This is a genomic window from Serratia sp. CY74737 (genome assembly GCF_052166775.1).
GTDB lineage: Bacteria > Pseudomonadota > Gammaproteobacteria > Enterobacterales > Enterobacteriaceae > Serratia > Serratia ureilytica.
The window spans coordinates 431,055-447,561 of sequence record NZ_JBJNOF010000004.1 but is presented as its reverse complement, the minus strand read 5'-3'; the positions used below and the strand labels follow the sequence as shown (position 1 = coordinate 447,561).

Annotated in this window: 15 protein-coding genes and 2 pseudogenes; 8 read left to right on the top strand and 9 right to left on the bottom strand. The window is 60.0% G+C overall.

What is annotated here, in order from left to right:
• Nucleotides 1-114: 114 nt before the first annotated feature.
• Nucleotides 115-1,611 carry an NCS1 family nucleobase:cation symporter-1 gene (locus tag ACJ8PE_RS08445; protein ID WP_033642144.1) on the bottom strand — a complete coding sequence of 499 codons (1,497 nt, stop codon included), beginning with the start codon at nt 1,609-1,611 and terminating at the stop codon, nt 115-117.
• Nucleotides 1,612-1,744: 133 nt separating this feature from the next.
• Here ACJ8PE_RS08445 and ACJ8PE_RS08440 point away from each other — a divergent pair, with 133 nt between their 5' ends.
• The 7 genes and pseudogenes from ACJ8PE_RS08440 to ACJ8PE_RS08410 all read left to right on the top strand — a co-directional run bounded on the left by ACJ8PE_RS08440 (nt 1,745) and on the right by ACJ8PE_RS08410 (nt 9,074).
• Nucleotides 1,745-2,461: a GntR family transcriptional regulator gene (locus ACJ8PE_RS08440; RefSeq protein ID WP_033651130.1), complete on the top strand. Its 717-nt coding sequence runs from the start codon at nt 1,745-1,747 to the stop codon at nt 2,459-2,461.
• Nucleotides 2,461-3,328 (top strand): annotated as a pseudogene (locus tag ACJ8PE_RS08435) (aspartate/glutamate racemase family protein); the annotation flags it as partial. The gene ACJ8PE_RS08440 and the pseudogene ACJ8PE_RS08435, both read left to right, overlap by 1 nt.
• Nucleotides 3,297-4,151, top strand: a pseudogene (gene puuE, locus ACJ8PE_RS08430) (allantoinase PuuE); the annotation flags it as partial. The pseudogenes ACJ8PE_RS08435 and puuE, both read left to right, overlap by 32 nt.
• Before the next feature lie 192 nt (nt 4,152-4,343).
• Complete coding sequence (locus ACJ8PE_RS08425) at nt 4,344-4,487, top strand: hypothetical protein (protein WP_162837200.1); 144 nt, start codon at nt 4,344-4,346, stop codon at nt 4,485-4,487.
• 125 nt (nt 4,488-4,612) lie between these two features.
• Entirely contained in the window at nt 4,613-6,145 is a 1,533-nt protein-coding gene (locus ACJ8PE_RS08420; RefSeq protein WP_197762224.1) for a glycosyltransferase family 39 protein, read from the top strand.
• Nucleotides 6,146-6,471: 326 nt separating this feature from the next.
• Entirely contained in the window at nt 6,472-7,023 is a 552-nt protein-coding gene (locus ACJ8PE_RS08415) for a flavodoxin family protein (protein ID WP_033642149.1), read from the top strand.
• Nucleotides 7,024-7,625: 602 nt separating this feature from the next.
• Nucleotides 7,626-9,074 (top strand): GGDEF domain-containing protein, encoded by a 1,449-nt coding sequence (locus tag ACJ8PE_RS08410; protein ID WP_033644213.1) that lies wholly within the window; start codon nt 7,626-7,628, stop codon nt 9,072-9,074.
• A gap of 6 nt (nt 9,075-9,080) precedes the next feature.
• Here ACJ8PE_RS08410 and ACJ8PE_RS08405 read toward each other — a convergent pair whose 3' ends face one another.
• Together ACJ8PE_RS08405 and ACJ8PE_RS08400 are read right to left on the bottom strand one after the other, a co-directional pair.
• Nucleotides 9,081-9,242, bottom strand: a complete 162-nt coding sequence (locus tag ACJ8PE_RS08405) for a YnfU family zinc-binding protein (RefSeq protein WP_015376921.1) — start codon at nt 9,240-9,242, stop codon at nt 9,081-9,083.
• An 81-nt stretch (nt 9,243-9,323) separates the two neighbouring features.
• Complete coding sequence (locus ACJ8PE_RS08400) at nt 9,324-9,803, bottom strand: cold-shock protein (RefSeq protein ID WP_004940042.1); 480 nt, start codon at nt 9,801-9,803, stop codon at nt 9,324-9,326.
• Nucleotides 9,804-9,970: 167 nt separating this feature from the next.
• Here ACJ8PE_RS08400 and ACJ8PE_RS08395 point away from each other — a divergent pair, with 167 nt between their 5' ends.
• Nucleotides 9,971-10,480 carry a VOC family protein gene (locus ACJ8PE_RS08395; protein WP_197776699.1) on the top strand — a complete coding sequence of 170 codons (510 nt, stop codon included), beginning with the start codon at nt 9,971-9,973 and terminating at the stop codon, nt 10,478-10,480.
• Nucleotides 10,481-10,516: 36 nt separating this feature from the next.
• On the opposite strand, the gene ACJ8PE_RS08390 is transcribed toward ACJ8PE_RS08395, so the two are convergent.
• From ACJ8PE_RS08390 to ACJ8PE_RS08365, 6 genes are all read right to left on the bottom strand, one after another.
• Nucleotides 10,517-11,344, bottom strand: coding sequence for an amino acid ABC transporter ATP-binding protein (locus tag ACJ8PE_RS08390; RefSeq protein ID WP_015376924.1), 828 nt, complete (start codon nt 11,342-11,344; stop codon nt 10,517-10,519).
• A 9-nt stretch (nt 11,345-11,353) separates the two neighbouring features.
• The gene (locus ACJ8PE_RS08385; protein ID WP_004940038.1) at nt 11,354-12,241 is read right to left on the bottom strand and encodes an amino acid ABC transporter permease; all 888 of its coding nucleotides are present in this window, start codon (nt 12,239-12,241) and stop codon (nt 11,354-11,356) included.
• A gap of 30 nt (nt 12,242-12,271) precedes the next feature.
• On the bottom strand, nt 12,272-12,799 hold the full coding sequence (locus tag ACJ8PE_RS08380) for a GNAT family N-acetyltransferase (RefSeq protein ID WP_096241998.1): 528 nt from the start codon (nt 12,797-12,799) through the stop codon (nt 12,272-12,274).
• 9 nt (nt 12,800-12,808) lie between these two features.
• The gene (locus ACJ8PE_RS08375; RefSeq protein WP_033642151.1) at nt 12,809-13,729 is read right to left on the bottom strand and encodes an ABC transporter substrate-binding protein; all 921 of its coding nucleotides are present in this window, start codon (nt 13,727-13,729) and stop codon (nt 12,809-12,811) included.
• 26 nt (nt 13,730-13,755) lie between these two features.
• The gene (locus ACJ8PE_RS08370; protein ID WP_042783837.1) at nt 13,756-15,081 is read right to left on the bottom strand and encodes an LLM class flavin-dependent oxidoreductase; all 1,326 of its coding nucleotides are present in this window, start codon (nt 15,079-15,081) and stop codon (nt 13,756-13,758) included.
• Nucleotides 15,082-15,269: 188 nt separating this feature from the next.
• On the bottom strand, nt 15,270-16,433 hold the full coding sequence (locus ACJ8PE_RS08365) for a M20 peptidase aminoacylase family protein (protein WP_273973946.1): 1,164 nt from the start codon (nt 16,431-16,433) through the stop codon (nt 15,270-15,272).
• Nucleotides 16,434-16,507 lie beyond the last annotated feature (74 nt).

Below are 16,507 nucleotides of genomic sequence, written 5' to 3'. Positions count from 1 at the left end.
CCCCCCCCCCCCCCCCCCCCCCCCCCCCCCCCCCCCCCCCCCCCCCCCCCCCCCCCCCCCCCCACGGTTGCGGATGGCTTTTTTCCCTTCCGACGCAGTTTGCTGTGGGCGGAATTACTCTTTTTGCGCCATCACCTTCGCCCGGAACGCCGGACCGGCCACGGCGGTGCGCTCATCGCGGGCCAGCCAGCGGTAGGCGGTCGCGCCGAGGAAGACGCCGATAAACCAGCTGAAGTTGGCCACTTGGTGCAGGGCCGGAATAAAGCTGATGATCAGGCCAATGGCCACCGACGGCAGCAGCGCGGCAATGGCTTTCGGGTTAAAACCGTTGCGGTACCAGTATTTGCCTTTCGGGGTGTCATCAAACAGATCGTCCACGGATACCTGGCCGCGTTTGATCAGATAAAAATCGGCGATCAGGATGCCGAACAATGGGCCAATAAAGGCGCCCAGCACGTCGAGGGTGTAGTGGATAAGCTCCGGCGAATTAAACAAATTCCACGGCGTCAGCAGAATCGACCCAACGGCGGCAATCATCCCGCCGGTGCGGAAGCTGATTTTCTGCGGCGAACAGTTCGAAAAGTCAAAGGCCGGCGAGACGAAGTTGGCCACGATATTGATGCCAATGGTGGCGGTGATCATCGTCAGCAGGCCAATGGCGACCGCCAGATCGTTTCCAATGCGGCTGACGGTTTCAATCGGGTCGGTGATCATGTGGCCAAACAGCGATTGTGTGCCGGAAACAATCACTACGGTGACGATGGAGAACAGCAGGAAGTTGAACGGCAGGCCCCAGCGGTTGCCGCGGCGGATCTCGCCCATGTTTTTGCCGTAGCGGGAGAAATCGCCGAAGTTGAGCAGCGGCCCGGAGAAGTAGGAGACCACCAGCGCGGTGGCGGTGATCATTTGCCAGGTCTGCTCCCCGGCGGTCAGCGATTTGCTGGCCAGGGTAAAGGAAATCCCGTCAAAACCGGTCTTGTATACAATCCAGCCCGCCAGCGCCAGCATCACCACATAGACTGCCGGCCCGGCGATATCGATGAAGCGCTTAATGGCGTTCATGCCGTGCCAAAAGACCATCGCCTGCAGCAGCCACATGGTGGCGAAGCATAGCCAGCCCAGGAGCGACAGGCCGAGGAAGCCGCTTCCGGTGAGCGTGGACAGCGACGGCCAGAACTTGAGCAGCACCAGCATCAGGGCGTTGGCCGCAAGGTAGGTCTGGATCCCATACCAGGCGAAAGCGATAAGCCCGCGGATCACCGCCGGGATATTGGCGCCAAAGACGCCAAACGCCTGGCGGCAGATGACCGCATAGGGCACGCCGGCCATTTGGCTTGGCTTCGCCACCAGGTTGGCGCACAGCTGTACGATGCAAATGCCGATCAGCAGGCAGAGCAGCACCTGCCAACTGGCCAACCCGAGCGTGAAAAAGCTCGCCGCGACCACATAGCCCCCCATGCTGTGCACGTCCGACATCCAGAATGAAAAAATGTTGTACCAGCTCCAGTTTTGGTCGCGCGTCGGCGCGAGATCTTCATTACACAGTCGCGGGCTGTAGCCGGCGGTCGCGTCTTTGGCCGAAACCTGATGCATGTGTGTTGAATGTGGCATGAAACCTGCTCCTCTTGTTATGTGGATTGCTGAGGCTATTGCAGGATCCAGGCCACAATGGCTGATTTTGCATACAGAAACCGAGCGTTATGTATACGATTTTGCTATCGATAGGTGAAACCGGAGTGGGTGAATGAATACTGAACATTGTCTCCAGGCCGCGCCAGCGCTGCAGGACAAAGATGAAACCATTTATCAGGCGTTGATGACGGCGATTGTCGAGCATCAGCTGCCGCCGGGCAGCAAATTGCCGGAGGAGGCGTTGTCCGACGTGTTTGCCGTGAGCCGCACCGGCATCCGTAAGGTGCTGCAACGACTCGCCGCTGTGCAAATGGTTAGCCTGAAGCCCAAACGTGGTGCATATGTCGCCAGCCCGACGGTGGAAGAGGCGCAGGCTATCTTCCGCACGCGCGCGCTGCTGGAGGTCGCCAACCTTCCCGATATTATCGCCCGCTGTCGAGCGCCCCATCTGGCGGCACTGGAGCGCATTATTCAGCTGGAACAGCAGGTGCATGAGGCTTACGACGGCCCGGCGGCGATTCGCTATTCCGCCGATTTTCATATTCAGCTGCAGGCGATCTCGGGCAATTCGGTTATCACCGACATGGTGACGCGTCTTTGCCAGCGTTCTTCCCTGGTCATCGCCACCTGGGGCGCGCCGTGGCGGCAGGGGTGCCGTTGCGACGATCATCAGCAGTTGGTCGGTTTGTTGCGGGATAAAGCGCTGCAGCCTCTGAGCGACGCCCTGATGCGCCATTTTGATCATATTGTCGCCAGCCTGCGCTTTGAGCGCGATGGCGTCAGCCTGCCCGATTTTTCCCGGCTGTTCGCCGGTTACAAGGAGCCGTGATGTCTTCTGTTTGCATACAGGTTATCAACCCCAACACCAGTCAGGCGATGACCGACACCATCGCCGCCGCTGCGCGCACCGCCGCCGCGCCGGGCACCGAGATCCTGGCGGTGTGCCCGCGCGACGGGGTGCCGTCCATTGAAGGGCACTTTGACGAAGCCATCGCGGCGATCGGCGTGCTGGAACAGGTGAGGGTGGGGCGACGGCAGGGCGTTGACGGTCATGTGATCGCCTGTTTCGGCGATCCGGGATTGCTGGCCGCGCGCGAGCTGGCGCAGGGGCCGGTGATCGGCATTGCGGAAGCGGCGATGCATATGGCGTCGATGGTGGCGACCCGTTTTTCGATCGTCACCACGTTACCGCGCACGCTGATTATCGCCCGCCACCTGCTGCATCAGTACGGTTTTCATCAGCATTGCGCGGCGCTGCACGCCATTGACTTGCCGGTGCTGGCGCTGGAAGACGGCAGCGGGCTGGCGCAGGAGAAAGTGCGCGAGCGCTGCATCCGCGCTCTGAAAGAGGATGGCTGCGGGGCGATTGTGCTCGGCTGCGGCGGAATGGCGACGCTGGCGCAGGAACTGACCCGCGAGCTGCGGGCGCCGGTGATTGATGGCGTCAGCGCGGCGGTAAAAATGGTGGAGTCGCTGGTGGCGTTGGGGTTATCGACCAGCAAACAAGGGGACTTGGCCTATCCCGAAACCAAAGCGTTAAGCGGTCAATTTCAGTCGTTAAATCTATTTTAAAGGGATGAAGAATGGTCATTGTCGATGAGAATTACCCCCGTGACCTGCGAGGCTACGCCGGAGATCCGCCGCACGCGCGCTGGCCGGGCAACGCGCGAATTGCCGTGCAGTTTGTGCTAAACTACGAGGAGGGTGCGGAGAATCATGTGCTGCATGGCGATGCGGGATCGGAACAGTTTCTCTCCGATATTATCGGCGCCGCCAGCTATCCGGCGCGCCATATGTCGATGGATTCGCTGTACGAATACGGTAGCCGGGCGGGCTTTTGGCGGATCCACCGCGAGTTCAGCCGGCGTGGCCTGCCGTTGACGGTCTTCGGCGTGGCGATGGCGCTGGCGCGCCAGCCGGAGATTGTCGCGGCGATCAAAGCGGCGAAATACGATGTGGTCAGCCATGGTTGGCGCTGGATCCATTATCAACATATGGATATCGCTGAGGAGCGTGAGCATATGCAAAAAGCGGTGCAAGTGCTGGCCGACCTGTTCGGCAAAGCGCCTACCGGCTGGTATACCGGGCGCGATAGCCCCAACACTCGGCAACTGGTCGTGGAGCAGGGCGGTTTTGATTATGACAGCGATTATTACGGCGATGATTTGCCGTTCTGGAGCGAAGTGGCGTGCGGCGACGGCAGCCGTCGGCCGCACTTGATCGTTCCTTACACGCTGGACGCCAACGACATGCGTTTCGCCACCGCTCAGGGATTTAATACCGCCGAGCAATTTTACACCTATCTGAAAGACAGCTTCGACGTGCTGTACGCTGAGGGCGAGGAGGCGCCGAAGATGATGTCGGTGGGGATGCACTGTCGTCTGCTGGGCAGGCCGGGGCGTTTTCGCGCGCTGCAGCGTTTTCTCGATTATATCCAGCAACACGAACGGGTGTGGGTCTGTACGCGGCAGCAGATAGCGGACCACTGGCGCGAGACCCATCCGTACCCGGGAACATGACGCATGCCTGGCTGCGCTGTGTCGGCCCGCTGCGCAGCGTGTTTTCGTATGGCCAATAACGCTGCCGCTCAGCTCGCTCCAATGCTTTGATGGATCGACAGAGCGGCCGTAGGGCAAACGACCCGCCGCCAATTGAACCTTCGTTTATTTTGCCGCGTTACAATAGGTGAAAATTTCCCCATGGAGCCTATCGTGCGCAAATCCAGATTCTTTCTCGTGACCTTGCTGTGCCTGTGCGGCGCCGCCGTGCTGTACGTCATGGCTTACCGGGCGTTGGGGCATTACCTCAGCGACGGGGAGAAGGCCTACCCGGACATCACCGTTGAAATCCGCTGAGGGCCGTGCGCCGCCGCGGTGATTGCGCCGTTTTTTTCGCACTGATTTACCCGCCATTTACCCGCCGTCGGCAATGATGACGCTGCGTCTCCACACTGTGTGGTTCTCTTGGGCGGAATGCGGTTATGTCACTGCAACAGGTATCGAATGTTTCTTTGAGCAATAACGGCTTAAAAGGCATCGGTTACAAACATTACGCGTTGGCGATCGTGGCGTTTTCGGCGATCGTGCGGTGTATTTCCTTAACGGATCGGTATTTTTGGTGCGACGAGGCCTCCAGCGTGCTGACCAGCCGCTATGATGTGGGCGCTTTGCTGTACCATGCTTCCTTCGATGTTCACCCGCCGCTTTATTACCTGCTGCTGCATGGCTGGATGGTGCTGTTTGGCGACGGCATTATGGCGGCCCGCGCGCTGAGCCTGGTGTTCGGCGTGATGACGGTGGCGCTGGCGATGCGTTTTACCCGTTGGTTGGCCAACGAGCGGGCGGCGCTGACCGCGGGATGGCTGATGGCGATCATGCCGATGGCGGTGCGTTACAGCCAGGAGGCGCGCATGTATGCGCTGATGGGGCTGTTGGCGATCGCCGCCGCCATGGCGCTGGCGAAGTGGCTGAAAACGCCGGATAACCGCCGCTATCTGGCGCTGTATGCGCTGTTGATGACGCTGAGCTTTTATACTCACTACTTCACGATTTTCACGCTGATCGCGCACTGGCTGGTGGTGTTGGCACTGTCGTGCCGCCGCGAAGGCGAGTGTTACATCAGGCAGCCGGCGTGGTGGCTGGCCAATGCGGCGATTGGAGTGGCCTATATTCCCTGGCTGCTGGTGCTGCTCAATCTGCTGGCGCATATTGCCGAACTGCGGGTCGGCGGCGACGTCGGTTGGATCCCTCAGGTTGCCTGGGGCGATCTGCCGGCGATGTATTGGCGTTTTCTCACCGGGCATGATGGCAGCAACTATCCCACGATCATTCTCTGGCTGCTGCCGGCGATGTTTGTCGCCTTATGTTCACTGCTGCTGTGGCGGCGCCAGATGCCGAGAAAATATGCGCTGCTGCTGCTTGGCGGCATGCTGATCCCGGTGACGTTGGTATTCGCCATTTCCTGGCGTTCGCCGCTGTTTGTCGATCGCTACCTTTATTCCGCCGCGCTCGGCATTCCGCTGGTATTGGGCGTGCTGATCGCCGGTACGAAAAGCCGGGTGCGCGGGATCTCTTTGCTGCTGTTCTTCAGCCTGCTGTTCGGCTGCGGCGTGCGCAACGACTATCCGGTCGAGAAAGATGAGTTCAAGGTGATGGTGCACTACATCAACAGTAACTATCAGCCCAACGATGCGGTGGTGGTCAGCAACATGTTCAACTACCTGAGCTATGTGTATTACAACAAGAAGGGCTATCGCGCCTTGCTGTATACCCCCGCCAGGCCCAACGGCATTTCGGGCAAGCCCAATGCCTATGGTTTCGGCACCTTTTTCCACGATCGGGCGGCGCAGACCTACGTCGATAACCTCAGCGCGTTAGCGAAAGACCATCGCCGGGTCTGGCTGGTCAGCGGCGGGGATTTCAATCAGGACTTCGGCCGTTCGCCGCCGGGGTGGGTCAATACCGGCACCTTCAAAAGCGGCGGTTTCGAGTCGAGGCTATTCGTGGTGCCTTGAGCGGAATGTCATATTTCCCATTCGGCGTTACATCTGGCCGAGCAAACTTACGCGGGGATGACAGTTCTATACATTGGGATTGGTACTGTAGCTCTACCCGATGATGTTGTGTGTTATCCATTCCCTGTAGTGTATTACCCCATCCCTGTTAAGTTTATCCCGCCTTGTGCGGGATTTTTTTTATCTGCGCATACCCGGCGGCGCGTAGCGCGATTTTTTTGAATAACACCGTCAGTTTTATTCAGTATTCAGCCGTTGCGCGCTTGATTAGATTGAACGCGAGATGGGCGTCGTCGGCGCCTCTGTGCAATGAGTGGAGAATTTCTATGGCGAAGACAGTAGTGGTGTTTCATTCCGGCTACGGCCATACCGAGCGTTTGGCGAAAGTGGTGGCGGAAGGCGCAGGGGCCGAACTGATCGCTATCGATCAGGAAGGCGATATCAGCGATGAAGCGTGGCAGAAGCTGGATGAGGCGGACGCCATCATCTTTGGCTCACCGACCTATATGGGCGGCCCGTCTTGGCAGTTCAAGAAATTCGCCGACGCCAGCTCCAAAGCCTGGTTCGGCCGCAAGTGGCAGGACAAAGTGTTCGGCGGCTTTACCAACAGCGCCAGCCTGAACGGCGACAAGCAGGTTACGCTGATTGCGCTGCAAACGCTGGCTTCGCAACATGGCGGCCTGTGGGTCAGTCTGGGGCTGTTGCCGGCCAACACCAAATCGGCGCAGCGTACCGATGTCAACAACCTGGGCGGTTCGGTGGGGCTGTTGGTGCAGACGCCGTCGGATGCCGGCGTGGACGAGATGCTGTCGGGCGATCTGGCGACCGCCAAGCTCTATGGCCAGCGCGTGGCGGGCTTTGCCGCCAAACTGGCGTAAGGCCTTGCCGCGTGCAGCGTTCATTTTCTCTGCACATTTGGCGTGTAAGCTGCGAAATGTTATTAGCCTGCTTGGGCTAACGCTGCATTTCGTACAAATATTCCCGGTTCCTAGGCCGGGTTTTTTGTTGCTAAGGTCTGCTTAAGCTTTCGCCGCTACACTGCGTGGCAGCACAGGCATGCAATGAATGGCTGTGTCGTAACTGTCGATTTGCTGTTGTTCAAGCAAGCCCGCTTTAGGCGGGCTTTTTTTGGGTTGTTATTGCACGGGCGGCCCAGTTGCAGGAAAATAATCACGTAGTTATTCAAATATCATTCAACGAGTAATAACCACAATATTATTAATGTAATTAACGTCGTCGGCGGCCGATTACGCTTTGCGCTATGCTGTCAGCAGAGCTGAGCATTATTTTCTGACGGTATGCGGGGGAGTCCACCGCCGCCACATTAGGTTAAGAAAAGTCTGTTAATTAATTGTTAATGCTTTTTATTATTGATTTGTCTGGCTTTTTTGGTTGAAATCCGGGTTGATTATCCCTCACTGGCCGGGCGAGAGAGTATGCACATTATTATTCTGGTTATTAGCAAAATATGGGCGAGGCGATGAACGCCAGAATAAACGCCAGGCATGGCCTGCCGCTTACGGTTCAGCTCATCAATCTTTTCATGCTGGCCTTTTTACTTTCCCTGGTGGGCATTCTTAGCCGGCCGATTGGCTCGCTTTCTTTATTTTGGCCGGTGAATGCGATTCTGCTCGGCCTGCTGCTGCGCAAACCCGCTTACGCCACGCCGCTCGGCTGGCTCACGACCTATCTGGGCATGGTTGCCGCCGATCTCAGCACCGGCGAGGGCTGGTCTTTGGCGCTGTGGCTGAACGCCTGCAACATGTCGCTGATCGTCGTCGGTTACGGCATTATGCTGATGCTGCCGCAATCTCAACGGCGCATGGGTAAACCCCAGGCGATACTCTATATGTTCAGCGCCAGCCTGGCCGGTGCGGCGGTGGCGTCGACGCTGTCCGTGCTGCGCAACGATAGCCTGTACAACAACACGGTGGTGGTCGCCTGGCTGGCCTGGTTCAGCGAACAGTTTTCGACGACCCTGCTGCTGTTGCCGGTGCTAATGGCGGCGCCGCGGTTGAAACAGCTGTTGCGCATGCAGGTGCGTTGGCGCTTGAAAGGCTGCCTGCCGCTGCTGGCGTTGCTGCTGTCGCTGGCGTTCAGCGTCTATATCGGCGGGCCGGGCGCGATCGCCTTCCCGATCCCGGCGCTGCTGTGGTGCGCGGTGCGCTACCAGCTGTTCCCCGTGACGTTGCTGACGCTGTTGACCGGTATGTCCGAGATCAGCAGCATCTCCGCCAACCTGGTGCTGTATGAAACGCCGAACAACCATAATGCCTTCCTCGACACGCTGATGTCCGCCCGATTGGGTATCGCCATGCTGGTGATGGGGCCGCTGATCCTCGCCAGTTCCATCGCGGCCAACCGTAAGCTTATGCGGCGTCTGGAGCACAGTGCCAACCACGATTTCCTGACCGGCGTGCTGGCGCGCAGCGCGATGACGCGCAAAGCGGGCGAGCTGTTGGAGCACAAGCACCGTTCCAAAGAAGCGGTGTCGTTACTGCTGATCGATATCGATCATTTCAAGCAGATCAACGATACGCACGGCCACAGCGCCGGCGATCAGGTGCTGGCGTCGTTCGCGCATATCGTGCGGCGCGAGCTGCGGCACGATCAGCTATTCGGCCGCTTGGGCGGGGAAGAGTTCGCCATCATGCTGCCGCGCGCGTTGGCGGCGCAGGGCGTGGCGCTGGGGGAGCATCTGCGCCGGCTGGTGGAGCAGACGGAGCTGCAGGCGGAAGGCAAGCAGACGTTGAAAATCACCATCAGCGTCGGCGTCGCCAGTTTGGCGATGAACGAGGTGAAATCGCTGGAGCAGTTGATGAACATGGCGGATATCGCGCTGTATCGCGCCAAATCGCAGGGGCGTAATCGGGTGGAGTCGTTCAACGTGGTGAACGGCAACAGCGTCGAGCATATCCTGTTCCGCTAACCGTTTTCAGCCTTGTCTGGGCTCGAAGCGGGTTTCGCAGTTAGGGCAAATCAATATCACGTCTTGCAGCATTGCCGCGCATTTTTGCCGGGTAACATAGCCGCATTTAGGGCAGACGATTTGGGTGGAGCGGTTGATAAAACCTTTGACGCTGCTGGAATCGGACATATCAATAGCCTGTGTCAGGTGAAAACTCACGCTAACACAGGCGACGACACATTTCGTTGGTTATTTTCTGTACGCAGAGGCTTACAGGCTTTTCAGCGCCTTGATGGTCTCATCCATGTCGATCTCGTGCTCGGAGAAAGTATGGGTGGTGTTCTGGAAGGTGGTGATGGTCAGCATGCGCAGCGTTTGCATGGCCTGCGCCTGGTCTTCGGACTGCGGGCGAATGCGGTTCATCAGCAGGCCGACTGACAGCACGGTGTTCTCTTTATCCACGTCGGCTTTGACCGGCACTTCCTTGGTGAAGGTATTGAAAGACTTGATGCTGGTGATCTTGATTCTTTCATTGGCGATAATGATGTATTTGCTGGGCGCCAACACTTTGACCGCATAAGCCGACGGGCCTTTGGTGTTGTTGGTCGGTTCGAAGGTCACCGCCGCGTTTTTCTTAATCAGCTCCGGGTTTTGCACTTTAATCACGTGAAAATAACGATTTTCTCCGTTCTCGTCGGTAATAAAGCCGAAGCCTTTGTCTTCAAAAAAAGTCGTTATCTTGCCGTTCATCGCTATTCTCACAAAAAGGTTCAATACAGCGCTTATGATAGCGCGGAATGCCTTGCAGCGACAGATTGCGCGGGCGGCATTTAGTCATGCGATAACGGCATTTAGCGGCTTCCCAGCGACATGCTATGTTCATGCTGACTTTATTCAATGCGCAAAAAGGAATAGCGATGGGCATCAAACGTCTCAATCACGCCGTGCTGTACGTCAGCGACGTGCGGCAGAGCGCCGATTTTTATCATCAGGTATTAGGCTTCAAGCTGAAGCCGTCCGACAGCCCCGATCGGGCGGTATTTACCCAGGCCGCCGACTCGGACAACGATCACGATTTGGCGTTGTTCAGCAAGAACCTGGGCCAGCAGCGCGCCGGGGTGTTTCGCGCCAACGGCGAGCCGCCGGCGGACCATGAACCGCCGGCCGGGCTGTATCATCTGGCCTGGGAAGTGGACAGCCTGGAAGAGCTGGAGCGCATTCGCCATCAGCTGGCCGAACGCGGCATTCTCGGGTTGGAAGAGGATCACGGCGTGCACAAAAGCATTTATGGTCACGACCCGGACGGGCTGCTGTTCGAGGTGACCTGGTTTATTCCCCCGGCGTTGCTGACCGAAGAGGATAAAAACCAGCAGGGGATCCGCCCGTTGGATTTCGCCGCCGAGAAGCGGCGTTTCGCCGGCCTCTAACCTGCTCCTGCGCGGGGCGCATCGGCGCCCCGACGCTCACAGCACTTTGTTGAGGAAGTTGACGGTGCGCGGGTGCTGCGGCTGAGCCAGCACCTGTCTGGCATCGCCCTGCTCGACGATCTGCCCGTCGACCATAAACACCACCCGATCCGCCGCTTCGCGCGCAAAGCCGATTTCATGTGTCACCACCACCAGCGTGACGCCCAGATCCGCCAACCCTTTAATCACGTCCAGCACTTCGCCGACCAGCTCGGGATCGAGTGCGGAGGTCGGCTCATCGAACAGGATCACCTTCGGGTTCAGCGCCAGCGCGCGCGCGATGGCGATGCGCTGCTGTTGGCCGCCGGAGAGGTGGCGCGGGTAGGCGTCCGCCTTGTGGCGCAGCCCGACCGTATCCAGCAGCTCATAGGCCACCGCTTTCGCCCGTTCGCGGGAGTGGATCTTGTGCACCACCGGCGCTTCGATGATGTTTTCCAGCACCGTCAGATGCGGGAACAGGTTGAAGTTTTGGAACACGTAGCCGACGTTGATGCGCTGCCGGAGGATGGCCTTTTCCTTCAGCTCGTACAGCCGGTTGCCCTTGCGGCGGTAGCCGACGTAGTCGCCGTCGATGCGGATAAAGCCTTCGTCCACGCGCTCCAGATGGTTGATCGCACGCAGCAGCGTCGATTTTCCGGAGCCGGAAGGCCCGAGGATCACGGTCACGGTGCCCGGCTGCAGCGTCAGGCTGACGTCGTCCAGCGCCTTGTGTTTGCCGAAGAACTTGCTGACGTTGCTGATTTCGATCAGGCCGCGCGCCGGCACCGGGGTGAGGTTGCGTGCCGGCTGTTCGGGCAAGGCGTAATAATCAATGGCTTCAGACATGCGGGTCTCCTAACGTTTTAGCCAGCCGGCCAGTTTCTGCCAGGGCGTCGGCGGCAGTTCGCGCACCGCGCCCCGGGCGAAATAGCGTTCGATGTAGTATTGGATCACCGACAGGGCGGTGGTGATGAACAGATACCAGACGGTGGCCACCATCAGCAGCGGTATCACCTGCTGGGTGCGGTTATAGATCACCTGGATGGTGTAAAACAGCTCCGGCAGCGCCAGCACATAAACGATTGAGGTGCCTTTCGCCAGACTGATGATCTCGTTGAATCCGGTCGGAATAATGGATCGCAGCGCCTGCGGCAGAATGATGCGGAAGGTGCGGCGATAGCCCGGCAGGCCCAGCGCCGCCGCCGCTTCGTGCTGGCCGTAATCCACGCCCAGGATGCCGCCGCGGATGATCTCGGCGGTATAGGCGGACTGCACCAGCGTCAGACCCAGCACCGCCACGGCGAACTGGCCGAGGATATCGATGGTCGGGTAGCTGGCGAACACCACCGAGGTAAAGGGAATGCCCAGCGAGATGGCGTCGTACAGATAGGAAAAGTTATACAGGATGATCAGCACCAGGATCAGCGGCAGCGAGCGAAACAGCCAGATATACCCCCAGGCCAGCGACGCCAGCAGGTAAGAGCGCGACAGCCGCGCCAGCGCCAGCAGGGTGCCGAACAGGATGCTGAACAGCGTACCGAGCAGCGTCAGCAGCAGGGTCTGTCCCAGCCCTGCCAGCACCGCCGGGGCGAAGAACCACTCGGCGAACACGCCCCATTCCCAGCGCGCGTTGCCCGCCACCGATTGCACGATGGCGGCCAGAATAAACAGCGAAAACAGCGCGCCGATCAGCCGCAGCGGATAGCGGGCGGGCACCACTTTCAAGACTTCTTGTTTGGACATGTCATGTCTCCTGATACAGATAAAGGGGCCTTAGGCGATTTTCCTTTCCGACGCGCAACAACAGGCGTCTTCTGCAATCAGGCTTTTGCGGAACGGCAGGCGGCCATCGTAGGGCGGGCGGCTGTAAACCTCGCTGTCGACGGTGGGATCGAACTGCGGCTGATAACCGTTGCTCAGGTACAGGCCCACCGCTTCGGGCTGGCGAAAGCCGGTGGTCAGATAGAGCCGGCGATAACCCTGCGCCAGCGCCAGCGTTTCCAACTGCTGCAACACCCGTTGCGCCAGGCCCTGGCGGCGCAGATCGCCCCGCGTCCAGATACGCTTCAGCTCGGCGGTTTGCCCGTCATAGCGCTTGAAGGCGCCCATGGCGATCGGCGCACCGGCGCGCAGCAGCACGATGAAGGCGCCCTGCGGCGGCGCGTACAGGTCCAGCGGTTCCGGTTCCTGGTCACCAAAATAGTCGCCGTAGCGCTGACGATATTCGCCGAACAGCCCCTCGATCACCGGGGCGACCAGCGGATCGGTCGGCAGCGTCTGAATGAAAGTGTCTTGCGTCATCGCACGCTCCTAATCGCCCAGACCGGGCGGGTTGATTTCCGACTGCGCAAGGCGTTCGACGCTCTCGCCCCAGCGGTTGAGCACCTGATCGTACTGTCCGCCGCGGATCGCGCCGTTCAGCGCTTCATTCACCGCCTGCACCAGCCCGTTGCCTTTACGGGTGGTGACGGCGATGTGCGCCGCCTTGGGCCAACCGCCTTCCACCGTGCCCGCCAGCCGGGTACGGCCATTCAGCGCCGCTTTATAGGCGCCCAGCACGTTGGGCCCGAAATAGGCGTCGGCCCGGCCGGACTGGATCGCCAGCGTGGCGGCCGCATCGTCGGTTACGTAGATCGGCTGGAAGGGTTTGAGCCCCTGCTGCCGATTCTGCTTGTCCCACGCCAGCAAAATGGCTTCCTGGTTGGTGCCGGAGCCGACGATGATCTTTAATCCGGCGATATCGGCAGGCTGTTTGATCGTCGCTATCTTGCCGCCGGTTTTGACATAAAAGCCGAGCGAGTCAATGCGATAGGTGGCGAAGTCGAAGCGGGTTTTGCGCTCTTTGGTGACGGTGACGTTGGTGATGGCCGCGTCATACTTGCCGGAAACCACCCCCAGCGGCCAGTCTTCCCACGAGGTTTGCACCACGTTCAGTTCCAGCCCCAGGCTGTCGGCCACCAACTGCGCGATATCCACTTCGCTGCCGATAAGCCGCCGGTTGTCGGCGGCGAACAGCGCCAGCGGCGGCGTGTTGAGCGCGGCGATCGCGACGGTGAACCGGCCCGGCTTCACGAAGCGGAAATCGGCCGGCAGCTTGGCGATCGCCTGCGGGTTTTTCGGCGCATGGATAGGGGTTTCATTGGCCTGCAAATCGATGCCGGTGCCCGCCTGCGCGGCGCCGGTCAAGCTCAGCAAGGCCGCCACGAGAGCGGCGGTAACGGTTTTCTGCATAGCGGGTATTCCTGAAAACGATCTTATTATTGGGTGAATCTGTTCAACGGACGCTTCAGGCCCAGGTGCTCGCGCAGCGTATCGCCGTGGTACGCCTGGCGGAACAGGCCGCGCCGTTGCAGGACGGGGACCACCCGATCGACGAAGTGCCCGAAGGCGTTGGGCGTACCGCCGCTGATGATGAAGCCGTCGGCGGCTTCGCCGTCGAACCAGCGTTGCAGGCCGTCCGCCACCGCTTCCGGCGTGCCGCTGAACACCGGGCGCGGCGAGGCGGCTTCCAGCGCCACCTGGCGCAGCGTGAGGTTACGCTCGCGGGCGTTGCGCTTGATGGCGTCGGTGGTGCTGCGGAAGCTGTTTTGCCCCAGATCGCCGATGTCCGGGAAGGGGGCGTCCAACGGATGGCGGGAAAAGTCGTAATGTTCGAAATAGCGGCCAAGGTAGTTGAGGGCGTTCTCGATGCTGACCAGACGGGCCGTCTCCTGGTACTGGCGCTCGACGTCCGCATCGTCGTCGCCGACGATCACACTCACGCCCTGGAAGATGCGCAGGTCGTCGGGTTCGCGCCCCTGTTCCACCAGCTGCCGCTTCACGTCCTGGTAGAAATCCTGCGCCTGCTCCAGCGTGTCGTGATGGGTGAAGATCGCATCGGCGTGCTTGGCCGCCAGCCGTTTGCCGTCTTCGGAGGCGCCGGCCTGGAACAGGATCGGGCGGCCCTGCGGCGTGCGGCCGATGTTCAACGGCCCCTGCACCGAGAAGAACTCCCCCTGATGATTGAGGGTGTGCAGTTTCCCGGCGCGGAAAAATTCGCCGCTGGCCTTATTGCGCACGAAGGCATCGTCTTCCCAGGAGTCCCACAGTCCTTTGGCGACGTCGAGAAACTCGCCGGCGATGCGGTAACGCAGGCTGTGCTCCGGGTGCTCGGCGCGCGAGAAGTTTTTGGCCGAACCTTCCAGCGGCGACGTCACCACGTTCCAGCCCGCGCGGCCGTTGCTCAGGTGATCGAGGCTGGCGAACTGGCGGGCGACGGTGAACGGATCGCTGTAGGACGTGGAGAGCGTGCCCACCAGGCCAATTTTGTCGGTGGCGGCGGACAACGCGGCCAATAAGGTCAACGGCTCGAAACGGTTAAGAAAATGCGGAATGGACTTTTCGTTGATATATAAGCCATCGGCGACGAAGACGAAATCGAATTTCCCTTGTTCGGCTTTTTTCGCCGAGGCGATATTAAATTCGAGGTTGATGCTGGCGTCGGCGGTGGCGTCCGGGTGGCGCCAGGCGGACATATTTCCCGAGGCGCCGTGCAGAATGGCGCCCAGCCGTAATTGCCGTTGATTATTCGCGTTGTCGCTCATCGTGATTATCCTGTCATGCGCCGAAAGGCGCGCGGTGTCTGATGCGTCCACTATTGATGAGCGCTGTCGGGATGTAAAACAACAAAACAGCATATTCAAATGTTGAAAACTGCAAATATCACGGCGAGCGAAAATAATAATCCCCGGCACGGCATCAGCGGCGTCGGGGAAATACTATTTCACGTTATTCAGGCGTTGCTGAGGGCTTTTTTCGCTGCGGGGGTTAATTGTTGCAGCGTGCGCTCCGCCAGCAGCGAAAAATAGCGGGCGGCAGGAAAGAGGGCGCGCTCATCGGGATTGAAACGCGGATGGTGCAGGCCGAATTCGCTGGCGGAGCCGATGCTGACGAACGCGCCCGGCACGTGATGCAGATACAGCGCGAAATCCTCGCCGCCCATCTGCAGCTCCGCCTCTTCGACCCGGTAGCCGGCCTCGGCGGCGACGGTTTTGCTGAACGCCGCCCAATGGGCGTCGTTGATCACCGCCGGCGGCCCCGGCTGCCAGTGGAGTTCGGCCTGCGCGCCGAGCGCGGCGGCAACGCCGTCGATCACCTGGCGAATTTTATCCGGCACCTGGCAGCGCACCGCATCACTGTGGGTGCGCACCGTGCCTTCCAGCTCGACGGTTTGCGGCAGCACGTTCCAGGTATTGCCGCCTTCGATGCGCGTCACGCTCACCACCAGCGATTCCAGCGAGCTGAAGCTGCGGCTGGGCAGCGTTTGCAGCGCGCCGACGATCTGGCTGGCGGTGACGATGGTATCGACACCCTGTTCCGGTTTGGCGGCGTGGGCGCCTTTGCCGGTAATGCGGATCTGGAAGCGATCGACGTTGGCGTAGAACGGCCCGGCGCGGGTGGCGAAGGTGCCGGTGGGCAGCTCCGGCGCATTGTGCAGGCCAAATATCGCCGCGACGTTATCCAGCGCGCCGGCGTCGATCAGGTGTCGGGCGCCGTTGAAGGTCTCTTCCGCCGGCTGGAAGAAGATGCGCACCGTGCCCGCCAGTTCGGCTTCACGCGCTTTGAGCAGGTGTGCGGCGCCGAGCATCACCGAGGTGTGAAAGTCGTGCCCGCAGGCGTGCATCACGCCGCTGTTTTGCGAGCTGAAGGGCACGTCGGCGATTTCGTCGATCGGCAGGGCGTCGATGTCGCCGCGCAGCGCGATGATCGGCCCCTGGCCGCTGCCGATCTCCGCCACGACTCCGGTTTTCAGCGCCAACGGCAGAAGGCGAATCCCCGCCTCTTGCAGCCAGCGGGTCAGGCGGGCGGTGGTGGCGAATTCGTGATTGGAAAGCTCCGGGTTTTGGTGCAGTTCACGCCGATAGGCGATGATCTTGTCTGCCAACTGGCTGGTCATAGGCTTGGCTCACAGTGGGAAATAAACCCTAACCCTAGTGCAGGGGCCGCCGAAGCAAAAAGACCATCTGGTTA

Bases quoted from the DNA above. Each gene is read 5' to 3' on its own strand.
- ACJ8PE_RS08445 (WP_033642144.1), bottom strand. From the start codon at position 1,611: ATGCCACATTCAACACACATGCATCAGGTTTCGGCCAAAGACGCGACC.
- ACJ8PE_RS08440 (WP_033651130.1), top strand. From the start codon at position 1,745: ATGAATACTGAACATTGTCTCCAGGCCGCGCCAGCGCTGCAGGACAAA.
- ACJ8PE_RS08420 (WP_197762224.1), top strand. From the start codon at position 4,613: ATGTCACTGCAACAGGTATCGAATGTTTCTTTGAGCAATAACGGCTTA.
- ACJ8PE_RS08415 (WP_033642149.1), top strand. From the start codon at position 6,472: ATGGCGAAGACAGTAGTGGTGTTTCATTCCGGCTACGGCCATACCGAG.
- ACJ8PE_RS08410 (WP_033644213.1), top strand. From the start codon at position 7,626: ATGAACGCCAGAATAAACGCCAGGCATGGCCTGCCGCTTACGGTTCAG.
- ACJ8PE_RS08405 (WP_015376921.1), bottom strand. From the start codon at position 9,242: ATGTCCGATTCCAGCAGCGTCAAAGGTTTTATCAACCGCTCCACCCAA.
- ACJ8PE_RS08400 (WP_004940042.1), bottom strand. From the start codon at position 9,803: ATGAACGGCAAGATAACGACTTTTTTTGAAGACAAAGGCTTCGGCTTT.
- ACJ8PE_RS08395 (WP_197776699.1), top strand. From the start codon at position 9,971: ATGGGCATCAAACGTCTCAATCACGCCGTGCTGTACGTCAGCGACGTG.
- ACJ8PE_RS08390 (WP_015376924.1), bottom strand. From the start codon at position 11,344: ATGTCTGAAGCCATTGATTATTACGCCTTGCCCGAACAGCCGGCACGC.
- ACJ8PE_RS08385 (WP_004940038.1), bottom strand. From the start codon at position 12,241: ATGTCCAAACAAGAAGTCTTGAAAGTGGTGCCCGCCCGCTATCCGCTG.
- ACJ8PE_RS08380 (WP_096241998.1), bottom strand. From the start codon at position 12,799: ATGACGCAAGACACTTTCATTCAGACGCTGCCGACCGATCCGCTGGTC.
- ACJ8PE_RS08375 (WP_033642151.1), bottom strand. From the start codon at position 13,729: ATGCAGAAAACCGTTACCGCCGCTCTCGTGGCGGCCTTGCTGAGCTTG.
- ACJ8PE_RS08370 (WP_042783837.1), bottom strand. From the start codon at position 15,081: ATGAGCGACAACGCGAATAATCAACGGCAATTACGGCTGGGCGCCATT.
- ACJ8PE_RS08365 (WP_273973946.1), bottom strand. From the start codon at position 16,433: ATGACCAGCCAGTTGGCAGACAAGATCATCGCCTATCGGCGTGAACTG.